At 61.6% G+C, this 11,265-nt stretch carries 10 protein-coding genes; all 10 read right to left on the bottom strand.

The genetic code is table 11. The features are described from left to right. Nucleotides 1–338: 338 nt before the first annotated feature. Nucleotides 339–2,039 carry an amidase gene (locus GBC55_RS26315; RefSeq protein ID WP_162439059.1) on the bottom strand — a complete coding sequence of 567 codons (1,701 nt, stop codon included), beginning with the start codon at nt 2,037–2,039 and terminating at the stop codon, nt 339–341. A gap of 120 nt (nt 2,040–2,159) precedes the next feature. Continuing rightward, the gene (locus tag GBC55_RS26310) at nt 2,160–2,486 is read right to left on the bottom strand and encodes a hypothetical protein (RefSeq protein WP_162439022.1); all 327 of its coding nucleotides are present in this window, start codon (nt 2,484–2,486) and stop codon (nt 2,160–2,162) included. 33 nt (nt 2,487–2,519) lie between these two features. Continuing rightward, nucleotides 2,520–3,014: a PaaI family thioesterase gene (locus tag GBC55_RS26305; RefSeq protein WP_162439021.1), complete on the bottom strand. Its 495-nt coding sequence runs from the start codon at nt 3,012–3,014 to the stop codon at nt 2,520–2,522. A gap of 453 nt (nt 3,015–3,467) precedes the next feature. After that, on the bottom strand, nt 3,468–4,160 hold the full coding sequence (locus tag GBC55_RS26300) for an N-acetyltransferase (protein ID WP_162439020.1): 693 nt from the start codon (nt 4,158–4,160) through the stop codon (nt 3,468–3,470). Between the two features lie 113 nt (nt 4,161–4,273). Beyond that, a complete protein-coding gene (locus GBC55_RS26295; RefSeq protein WP_162439019.1) occupies nt 4,274–5,068 on the bottom strand; it encodes a ChbG/HpnK family deacetylase in 795 nt (264 codons plus the stop codon). After that, nucleotides 5,040–6,269 carry a GNAT family N-acetyltransferase gene (locus GBC55_RS26290; RefSeq protein WP_162439018.1) on the bottom strand — a complete coding sequence of 410 codons (1,230 nt, stop codon included), beginning with the start codon at nt 6,267–6,269 and terminating at the stop codon, nt 5,040–5,042. Before GBC55_RS26290 ends, GBC55_RS26295 begins: the two co-directional genes overlap by 29 nt. Before the next feature lie 4 nt (nt 6,270–6,273). Further along, nucleotides 6,274–6,960: an N-acetyltransferase gene (locus GBC55_RS26285; RefSeq protein WP_162439017.1), complete on the bottom strand. Its 687-nt coding sequence runs from the start codon at nt 6,958–6,960 to the stop codon at nt 6,274–6,276. 85 nt (nt 6,961–7,045) lie between these two features. Then, a complete protein-coding gene (locus GBC55_RS26280) occupies nt 7,046–8,965 on the bottom strand; it encodes a hypothetical protein (RefSeq protein WP_162439016.1) in 1,920 nt (639 codons plus the stop codon). Next, a complete protein-coding gene (locus GBC55_RS26275; RefSeq protein ID WP_162439015.1) occupies nt 8,962–10,266 on the bottom strand; it encodes an oligosaccharide flippase family protein in 1,305 nt (434 codons plus the stop codon). The genes GBC55_RS26280 and GBC55_RS26275 overlap by 4 nt, the downstream gene beginning before the upstream one ends. After that, a complete protein-coding gene (locus GBC55_RS26270; protein WP_162439014.1) occupies nt 10,263–11,264 on the bottom strand; it encodes a polysaccharide deacetylase family protein in 1,002 nt (333 codons plus the stop codon). Before GBC55_RS26270 ends, GBC55_RS26275 begins: the two co-directional genes overlap by 4 nt. Between the last annotated feature and the right edge of the window lies 1 nt (nt 11,265).

The raw sequence follows: 11,265 nt of genomic DNA, 5'->3' as shown, positions 1-11,265 counted from the left end.
CGGCATGGATGCCGGGTTAGCCGCGCACGGCCATGGATGGCCGATCGCGGCGGGCCCACGGAGCAGGACCGGAGTGAGGGTATGCCGAGCCCAGGCGAGGCACCGGACGAAAGGGGCAAGAGCGCTTGGTTACTTGGCGCTTTTCCAAGTGACTCGCCGTAAGGGCGAAACCAATAGCCGCCGTAACCGCAGTAATGGATATGTACACCGTCAAGAATTTCACCGCCGATCAGGCCGCCATCGCCGGCAGGCCAGCTCTCACCGTTTGATCGAAACGCCACGGTGAGAGCGGCGGGGCGAGGATTCACCGGATTACAAAAACGCTCAGCAACTACACCCTACAGAGCCGGCGTACGAGGCGGGATCAAACGCTTCGACCCCGTCGATTCAAACGCCGAAGCCAACCGCAGCAGCGACGAATCGTCATACGCCCGGCCGGCAAATGTCAGACCAACCGGCATACCGATGTCCTGCATCACGCCCATCGGCACGGTGACCGTTGGAACGCCCAAATGCCGAATGGCCAGGTTTCCGTTGGCCACCCAGACACCATTACTCCACGCAATATCCGCCGCCGCCGGATCGACATCGGCATTCGCCGGCGCCACATCGGCGACTGTCGGGAACAGCACCGCATCAAGCCCCAGGCGATCCATCCAGTCCTCAAGATCGATGCGACGAGTCTGCTCGAGCCCACGCAAGCCATCGGGCACGGTCGTGATCTCGTTCCACGGCGTGATCCCACGCTCGGCCATCCGCACGTACTCGTCCATGCCGGCCACGAGGTCGCCTTCGCGATTAGGCAGCGTCCCTGGGTCATGGGGGAAAATCAGCGCGCCGTCGACATCGACCAGACGGTTCAACTTCGGATCGCCATTAGCCTGCAGGAAATCATCAAAAGCCCAGGCCGTCAGATCCCACAACTCGTGATGCAGAAACTCCTTGGACACCAGGCCACGGGTGAACACCGTCGGTGCACCGGGACGATCACCCTCGCAGTTGGACACGAGCGGGAAATCCACCTCGACCACTTCGGCACCCGCGGCTTCAAGCGCCTTGCGCGCTGCTTGCCAAAGGGCAATCACCGAATCTCGAGTGATGATGCGCTGGCCGGTTGGTCCGCCGATACCTGGTGACTCAGCGGTGCCCGCCTCGGAATCTGCATTGATGTACATGCGAGGGACGCCCAGGCGTTTGCCGGCGAGTGCATCGGGCTTTGCGGCCAGTGCTTGATAAGACGCCGGACGAACCGAGGCAACGCTCGGAATCGGCACCCACGGTTGCATCCGCCACAGGTCGCCCCGGGTGTCGGGGTCTTCCGCCACCACCACGTCGAGCACCTCGAGCAGATCGGCCATGGTTCTTGTAAACGGCACCACCACGTCCATGGTCGGCGTCAACGGCCAGTTGCCGCGCACCGAAATCACCCCGCGCGACGGCGTATAGGCGCACAAGCCATTGTTCGAAGCCGGACCGCGTCCACTCGACCAGGTTTCTTCCGCCAGCCCGAATGCCGCGAAGCTGGCGGCCGTCGACGTACCGGCACCGTTCGACGAACCCGAGGCAAACGGGGCGGTGAGGTAGTCAGCGTTGTAAGGGCTTTCTGCACGGCCATACACCCCGCGCTGCATGCCGCCATTCGCCATCGGCGGCATGTTGGTCTTGCCCAGGCAGATCGCCCCGGCGGCGCGCAGCCGTTCAACAGTGAACGCGTCGCGACAAGCCACCAGGTCGACGAATGCCGGACTGCCAGAGGCGGCGGTGAGCCCCTTCACCAGATAACTGTCCTTGGCCGTGTAGGGAATGCCATCCAGCGGCCCCAGCGTCTGACCTTTGCGGCGACGGTCATCTGACGCCTGCGCCTCGGCCAGTGCCTCGGTATTGCGCACTACCACGGAATTCAGCGCGGTAGGGGTGTCCGTGCCGTCGTAGGCGTCAATGCGCGCCAGATAGGCCTGCACCAGCTCGACCGCCGTGGTCTGGCCGGATTCGAGCGCTGCGCGCAGTTGGGCAATGGACACTTCGGTGACTTCGATCAAAGGGGTTCTCATATCGGCTCTCGTAGCACTGCGTACCCGACAGGGTTTGTGCGTTCTATTTTGCATCAGGCGGGCAGCTTAGCTAAATCTCTGCGTGTACAGCCAGCGAACCTGCGCCTGTCACGGTCCGAGGTGATGGGCGTTCAGGTTCAACAACCGCTCAAGTTGCTGATGTTCCCAGCCACTCAACAACGCAACCGGATCGGTGCCGTAACGTTGCCAGGCGTCGAGCGTCGCGACTCGCCCGTCCGCTGTCGTGCATTCTTCGCACTGACGTAGACAGGTGTCCTGAATGAACAGCCTGAGCTGCCAGCCGTCGATGTCGACCGTTCGATGATCAGTGTCGTCGCGAATAACACGCAGCGCACGCGTACCCATCGCGGCATCTTTGAGCACCTGGTACACCTCGCGCGCGGTGATTGCCGGTGCTCGATCCTTCTGTGTCATGGCGTGTTCTTCCAAGTAAAATCTACGGCGGCACTAGCTGCTCTTGCCATGCGCGGCGGCTGCCAGTTGCCCGGTATCGACGCGAACAAAAACCGAATCGCCGACGGCGGTCAGGACACCGTCGGCATACACCTCGCAGATCACCCGGCTCTTGCGGCCAACCTCACCCTCGACCCTTGCGCGCAGGGTCAGCGGGACACCCATCGGGGTGGGTTTGATGAACTTGATACCCAGGTTGCCCGTGACGCAGTCGATACGAGGAAGGCTCGAGGCTGCGCGGCCTTCGGCGCGGTAGTGATAGGCCATGGCGGTCCAGTTTGAATGGCAGTCGACCAGCATGGCGATGAGTCCGCCGTACACCAGGTCCGGCCAGCCGCAGTACTTGGCATCCGGCAGGTGATCGGCCATGACGTGCACGCCGTCTTCATGCCAGAAGCTCTCGATGTGCAGGCCATGGGGGTTCTTGCCGCCGCAGCCGTAGCAGACGCCATCTGGCGCGGCGGAGTTTTGCAGTGAATTGTCGAGCATGGGAGATACCTTGGTGTGCTTTCGCCAAGCGTATCGGATTTCGAGCAGACCCGCCCAGTGGCAGCAGAAGTCGAGCCGGGTCCGGGTGGTGTTCCTCAGATGGAGGTGTGTCAGGCAACTTCGATGTTGAATGTGCTACCGCTATCGCGAGCAGGCTCACTCCTACAGAGGATCGGCGGTGGACATGAATCTTATGTCCACCGCCGATCCAATGTGGGAGCTGGCTTGCCAGCGATGGGGTCGTGTCAGTCGACATCGATGCTGGATGTACCGGCCGCCATCGCGGGCAAGCCCGCTCCCACAGTGACCAATGCTGAATGAAAATCCGGTGTCTACCACAGGGGGGCTGTGTTGGGCGCAAATACCGTGTCCACTGCCGATCCAATGTGGGAGCTGGCTTGCCAGCGATGGCGCCCGGTCAGGCGACATCGATGTTAAAGCCGGGCCATCTTCTCAAGCCCGCGCCGCGTCCGTAACCACCGGACGTCCCGGTTTGCGCAGCGGGTCCAGGCGCGATCCGGTGTAGCGGGTTTCGCGGAAGAAGCGCCAGCGCCCGAACAAACCGTAAACGTGAGTGACGCGCCCTTGCTCGTGATAACCCATGCGAATGTGCAGTTTCAGCGCCGGAATATTGTGCGTTTCACACACATCCACCACCTTGTCACAGCCCTGAGCCGCCATCGCGTTCCAGATGTTGATCTGCGCATCCACCGACAGGCTGGTGCCGAAATAGGCGCGGGTCATTTCGCCGCCGAATTCAAAAAACTCGCCGGGTTTCACGGGAAACCAGCAGCCGTAATAGTGGCGGTCGTGGTAGTCGACCTTGCTGCCCCAGATGAAGGCAATCGCGTTGTCATCGGCATCCAGGTACATCTGCCCGGTGTGACCTTCGGCCGCGAGTTCGGCCATGGTCTCGACGCGGTCGCCGAAGTGCTTGCTGAAGGCGATGGCATTTTCCGGGGTGATGCTCACCATGCGCAACCCGGAATAGGGGCGCAACTTGTGCGGTGCCACCGGGCTCACGAGGTCGCGCTCCATCCACAACAGCTCCCAGTGAAAGAACACATAGCGTTTCCACAACGTGCCAAATGTACGGCCCAAACCTTTTTGTTTTATACGATCAAGGAGTTTGTGAATGACAGTCATAGAGCCCTTCTTGGCCTGAGCCAGGATCATGTGGATGACGCTTGAATTGGGTATAGATCAACGGTGGAAATTAATAGCAAAACGCCATTTTTGAATGTGTTACTAAATATGTTTTATTGCTCGAGTGCCGTCACGACGCCAGGCGATACGGCGCTTAGCGCGGCATAGGAAATTCGTGGAACGCCGCGCAAACGTTGCTCCAGCACCTGTGTGAGTGACTCGCCAGGAAGCAGATAAGCGTCGCCAAAATCCGCGCCAATCTTGTTCGGGTGCGCGACGATCTCCAGCACCCCGTCGGTCGGCATTGCATCGTTGCGCAGGTCCACCGGGGTGCAGACGAAATCCGCAGTAGTGCCCGCCAGACGTTGCAGGCGGCTGTTGAGCAACCCCTTGAACACACGCTTGGGCAGGCTGAGGTTCTGCCCCAGGTTTCGCGCCAGGCGCACGGGGACTCCCTGGCGGGCGGCGAAGCGCGCGACGATCTCGCCGATGGGCCAGATGTTGTGCACGTGTTGATGAGAATCCAGGTGGCTGGGACGCACGTCGTTGTCCAGGCAGCGTTGCCATTGCGCCTCAAGCTCCTCCAGTACCGCCTCCCGATCCTCGCGGCTGAGCCAGAGGCGGTGGCGGGTCAGGTTGAGGTCGAACACCCCCGCGGTGTCGCAGAAATTGGGGCGAGACAGAATGCGCTGACTCAACGGTCGGCCGTAGGTGAGGTTGAAGTGCAACCCGATCCGGCCTGACAGCAGTGGATGCTGGGCCATGACGCACGCGGCTTCGAACGCCGGCATGTTGGCCATGGCTGTGGCCGAGCTGATCACGCCGGCCTGAAAGGCACCGAGGATGACCGCGTTTTCATTTGCACTGAGGCCGAAATCGTCAGCGTTGACTATGACTTGGCGAGGCATGTTCGCTCTCCATGGCTGATTCTTTTTTCAGGTTGGCTTGCTTTGAAGCAGGCGCCACCACGGGCGCAGGCGCCGCAACGGGTTTGGCGGCCTTCGCGGCACGCCAGGCCTTGTAGCGTTGCAATGAAGGTTTGACCCATTGCCAGGCCCGCAGGGCCGTACCCAAGGCAATCCCGCTGGGACGCCAGGAATAGAAACTCCAGCGCCAGTGTTCCAGCTGCCCGGTCATGCGCTCGTGGAGTTGATGACTGGAATTTTCCAGGCTGACCCGCGATGCATCGATCCAGCGCCAGTTGTCGTCCAGGCCCCAGCGTATCCATTCTTCGAGCAATACCCGACCGCTGCCCAGGTCAGCGTATTGCGGCAGGAATGCCAGGTTGTAGTCGTACAGGCGACCTTGCTCCAGTAACCCTAGTCGATAGCTGATGCACCGTCCTTCCAGTTCCAGCACCACGACGCGCACCAGGCCTTGGGCGGCGAGGGCGGTAAAGGCGCGGTCCATCCATTGACGGTGGCGCTCGTCGGCAAAGATCCCGACCCCTTCATCGCCTTTCCAGCTCACCGCTTCGACTTCGCTGATGGCCTGCAGCAAGGGTCCCATGGTCGAGGCGTCAGGCGTGATCCGCCGGACTTCGGCGCCAATCGCGGCGATGCGTTTACGCGCACGGCGCAATTTATAGCGCGGATCACCAGACACTTCCTGGCGGTCAGCCTCGCTGATCAGGTGCACCGGCACACGACAACTCAACCGTCGCTCACCCATCGAACTGTGGGCCGTCCAGCCCGTCAGCGCGCTTTCGCCGTCGGTCGGGTCGGACAACTCATTGAGTTGCAGCAAGGCGTGGGGCAGCTGTCGACGAATCTCCACCAGCGCCCGCTGAATACTGTCCCTGTCGGTGCGGGCGAGCAGGGCCAGCCGGTCGGCAAGGGGATAGCCCAGGTGATGCAAGACCCGAAATGGCAGCCGGCCGAAACGCTCGACGGACGCCACCAACGGCAGGCATAAAACCAGCTCGTCACCTTCCCAGCCGAGCAGCACGTGCAAGCGCTCCCCGGACGTCAATGCCCGTTCAGACGCGACCATCCAGGCCAGCGTGTTAAACGGCGTGTGGTCCGTCACCCGCAGACGCAGCGCTTCATAAGCCGCTGCCGGGAAGTCATCGGCGCACAGCGAGGTGCGCCATTCGAATCGTGCCGCCATAGGTTCAGGTCGCCGATGCTGTAACAGGTTCACGGGTGGGTTTGCGCAGGGGATCCAGGCGCGAATTGCTGTAACGGGTTTCGCGGTAGAAACGCCAACCGAACAGGCTGTAGACGTTCATGATCCGCCCTTGCTCTTTGTAGCCCATACGAATGTGCAGCTTGAGGGCCGGGATGTTGTGTGATTCGCAGACATCCACCACTTTGTTGCAGCCCTGATCCGCCATGGCTTTCCACAGGTTCAGCTGGATATCGACTGACAACATCGTGCCCCAGTACGCCCGGATCTGTTCGCCGCCAAACTCGAAAAATTCACCGGCCTTCACCGGGAACCGGCAACCGTAATAGTGGCGGTCGTGGTAATCGCGTTTGCTGCCCCAAATGAAAGCCACCGCGTCACCTTTACCGTCCAGGTACATGTGCCCGGTGTGACCTTCGTTGGCGAGTTCGGCCATGGTGGCGACGCGGTCGCCGAAGTGTCTGGTGAACGCGACAGCGTTTTGCGCAGTGATGGTTTCCAGTTGCAGCGGTGGATAAGGCCGCAGCTTGTGCGCAGGCACGGGGCTGACCAGATCGCGCTCCATCCAGATCAGTTCTTCGTGGAAAAACACGTAGTGCTTCCACACTTTCTGGACGGTGGCGCGCAGGCCTTTTTGTTTGAGGTGCACGCGGAGTGTTTTCAGAACATTCATGGTTTTGCCTCCTGGCGGGTTTGCCCGTGAGTGGAGTAATGCAGGGCGCGACGTGGCGTCTGCGCGGCAAAAAATTCAATGACGCTCATGTGGCAGTCCAGCTCAGGGCGAACAGGGTTTCCCCTGGCAAATCGAAGCTGACACTGCCGTCCTTGCAACTGAAAGGCGCGTCGCGGCTGCGGTTATCCGCGCCGAAGTAACGCAATGAGCCTTTGCTTAATGGGCACCCCGCACCACTCAGGTTTACCCGCTGCAGGCGCGTGCCTTTGTTCACGCCAAACAGACAGTGTTGCAAATCGGTGGACATGGCGAGGACATCGACTTCAAAGGCGTCGTTCTCCAGGCGCACTACGTTTTGTAGCCAATATTTCTGGATGAATTGCTGAGCGAAGCCCACGGGTTTGAGTTCGTAGCGATCATCATCGAGCTGGCGCAGCATGCCCTTACGGTGATCCGATTCGTCATCGGCCTGAAACCAGTTGAGCATGTCGAGCAAGCCGTCCTGGGACGAGTTGATGGCCACCGAAGCCCACCATAACGACGCGTAATGGGTTTCCTGCTCGTACGGGCTGAGGGTTGGACCGCTGGATATGTTGGTCTGGTCCAGCAGCAAGGCTTTACGTGGCCGACCCTGCGCATCGAGCCCGACGAGATCGGCGGCGCGGCGCACGTTGTCGCGATAGACGCGAGTGGCCAACAGGTCGCGGATCATCCATTCGTGCCAGGCCAGGGCATCGATGCTGTCGCCCGACTCCGCGAGCAGACGCCGCGCCCAGTCGATGCCGCGCTTGTCGGTGGCGTTGTCGGCGAACGGGCCGTTGACCAAACGTGTGCTGGCGGGCATGGCGATGCGCACACCGGCCTTGAAGTTGTCGGGATTGCTGCGCACTTGCCGGGCCATGCTGCTGAAGAGGCGTTGATAGCTGGCGTAGTCCGGGTAGTTGAGGTTCGGCTCATCGGCAAAACCGATGTAATGCGTACCCTCGCCACCCAGGGCTCGGGTGGCGGCCAGCCAAGCCTCGAGGCCGGCGTTGCTGGTGGCGTCAGCTTGCAGATCGGCCTTGCGCTGGCTGCCGGCCAGCAGGGTGATGTCCTGTTTGATGCCTAAGCGGTCCTGGTACAGCCGACGGAACGCATCTTCGTAGTGCGGCCGGGACGCCATGATGTCGACCACGCTGTAATAACTCGCGGCCCGTGGGTTGAGCGATTTGAGCAAGGCTAACGGGTTGGCCGGCGGTAGCGCATAGGGCAAGGCCATGCCCAGATTCGCGGCCTTGCCGAGGATTTCCTTGTGCAGCATCAACCGGGTCTGGCCAGGATCTTCGCGCAACGGTTTGAGCTGCTGCGGGTTCTGCGCAAACAGATTGGCCGTGCCATCGAGCCAGAACGCCGCTTTACCGCTGCCTCGCAGGCGCAGGCGCCAGACCTGATCGGTCGAGGCCACCGGCAACTCGATCTGGTCAAACTCCCAGTACGCCGGGTAGGACTTTAGCGCCAGCGACAGCTGTTTACCGTCACCCACCCGTTGCGCCTGGAAGGCGCCGACCCCGCCATGGAACTTGCCCGCCAGCACTGCGCGTTCGCCTGCTGCCACTTTAAAAAACAGTTCGTCGCCGTCGCGGGTTTCGGCGCTGAAATGTACTTTGGCAGGCGCGAACAGCGCCACCGTATGATCGTCATGTTCAACCGTGTAACGGCGAAAGCTGTACCCCGGCACTTCCAGCCGATAGCTGGCGGCGCTCGGCGCCAGCGGCCAGCTTTGACTGCCCCGGGATTCGCTGGCGGCGATCAGCCGTTCTGCCTGCAACTTGCCCTGTCCATCGAGCAGATAGAGGTGTTCTTCGTTGGCGTCCGCCTGCCATGCCGGTACCCACTGGACTGTCACGGTGTCAGGGCGATCCGGTTGCAGGTAAAGGCTGCCGTCGCGGATGTCCGCCCAACGCATGGGCGCAGCCTCGGCGCTCAGACCAAGCCCCAGACTCAACAGCAGTAACAGGCGTCTCATGCCGACTTCCGTTGCAGCATTTGCAGCATGGGGGCCACGTCGCTGGGCAGGATGATCAGGGTTTGCCAGATCGACACATGGCTCAACCGGCAATACATCACCAGCAGCGCAATGGTCACGGCCACATACGCAATGGACGAAGCCGCCGCCGCGCCGACGATGCCGTAGGCAGGAATCAGCACCAGGTTGAGTGCCAGGTTGAGCAGGGCACTGAGACCCATCATCAGCGAAATCGTCCCCGGGCGATTCTTGCCCAGCAGATCCAGGCGCAGGATGCTCGCGTAGCACAGGCCAAGCAGCCCCGGCAGCAGGGCCAACAAAGCCGGATAGGCGGGCTGATACGCCACGCCGAACAAGGTCACGATCAGCCATTCACCGATCAACGCCATGGTCAGGCAGGCGCCGATCATCACCGTGGCGGTCAGGCGCAGCGCCAGGGGGGTGAGTTTTTCGATGCCTTTTTCCTGTTGCAGCAGGCGCTTCATCAGCGGCGTGGTCACGGCTTCCGGAACGATCAGCAGCAACTCGGCGGCCGCGCTGGCCATCGCGTAATGACCCAGTGCCGTACTGCCGAGCAGGGCGCCGATGAACAGGTAGTCGGAGCGCAGTATCACTTGCTGGAACAACAGATCCGGATGGCTGCGCGCGCTGTAGCGCAGCAGTTCGTTCTGGCTCGCGCGGTCCCATTGCAGGGTCACCGGCTGCGAGCGTTTGAGCCACACCCAACCGGCCAGGACCACCAGGCTGATGCCCGCCAGCCAACTGATCAACGCCGCTTCCAGGGCTGCGCTTTTCCACATCCAGAACAGCGCCAGGAACAGCAGCAACGGCGCGAAGGATTCGAGCAAGCGCAACGCGTTGAACGCCACCACGCCGCCCGAGGCGTTGTGCAAGGTCAGCAAACCGCTCTTGAGCACGGTCAGCGGCACCGCCAGCAACAGCAACCAGGCGAGCAGCCCCAACTGTGTGGTGATGTCCAGTTCAGTGCCGAACTCACGGGTCAACGCCACCACCAACAAGGTCAGCATCGCCGCGAGCAGACAGCCGAACACCAGCACCTGGCTCAACAACAAACCCATGGGACGTTGCTTGGCCGCCTGGAAACCGATGGCCGAATTCAACCCGCCGCTGGTGGCGGCACTGATCAGGTCGGGCAGGGTGCTGAGCAGTGCGAACAGGCCGCGTTCACTCGGTCCGAGAATCCGCGCCAGCAGCACGTTGCGCATCAGTCGCAAGGCGATCATCGCCAGCTTGGTGCCCATGCTCAGCGCCAGGTGTTTAAGGTAATTACTACGACTCATGAGCGAGCCCCGCGGTAGATGCGCCAGGACAGTAATTCCGGATTACGCGCCACCCGCTGGCTGACGCCGAAACGGGGCAGCGCCAACGGGTCTTCGATCCCCCGATAAATCCCGGTGCCGGTGCCCAGAGCAAACGGAAAATCATGGTCGGCGACCTGCTGCCGTACCCGCGCATCGTTGTCGCCATTGGGGTAGCAGTAGACGGGCAGCGGCCGGTTGCAACCGTTGAGCAACGCGTCTCGACTGCGCCTCAGTTCGGCTGACAGGGTGTGATCGTCGAGACCGGTGAGTATCGCGTGACTGGCGCCATGGGGCCCGAAGCGCACCAGGCCCGAGGCTTCGAGGTTGCGCACTTGTTGCCAGTCCAGCGCTTGTGGCAGCGAATCATGCGGGCACTCATCGGTCAGGTGATTCAGGTCGTCGGGCGACAGGGTTTTCAGGCTCTGGAGAAAATGCGCCAGTGCGAGGCTGCGGCGTTGTTCGTCCACATTCTCGAACGCGGCCGGCAGGGGGCGGCCCAGTCGCTGCAAGCATTGGCTCAGGTGCATCCGCGGGGCTTCACCATGGCTGCCCCAGAGGGTTTCACCAATGCTTTCCCACCAGAACCGCTGGCGACTGCCGATGAAGTCGCTGGACAGAAAAATACTCGCTGGCACCTGATGCTTTTGCAGTAATGGAAAGGCATTCACGGCGTTATCGCGCCAGCCGTCATCGAAAGTCAGCGTGACTTTGGGGCGCGACGATTTCAACGAGGTCGGCTGCAGGATGTCCATCAACGGCACGCAGTCGAAGTGTTTTCTGAGCCACACCAACAAGTGTTCGAACGCCTTGGGTCCGACGCACAGTTCGTTGCGATGGGGCAGGTCGGCGGCGCGGTCATCGGCCAGCACCCGGTGCAGCATCAGGATGACCCCGGCGCCGTGCAGTTGATTACGCCCCACCGGCGAATTGAGGTACAGCCAACCACTGGTGCGCTTGAACAATTGCTTGATCGCCATG

The organism is Pseudomonas sp. TNT3 (assembly GCF_010095445.2).
GTDB lineage: Bacteria > Pseudomonadota > Gammaproteobacteria > Pseudomonadales > Pseudomonadaceae > Aquipseudomonas.
The sequence above is the reverse complement of the archived record's forward strand: the minus strand, read 5'-3'. Positions and strand labels throughout refer to the sequence as shown.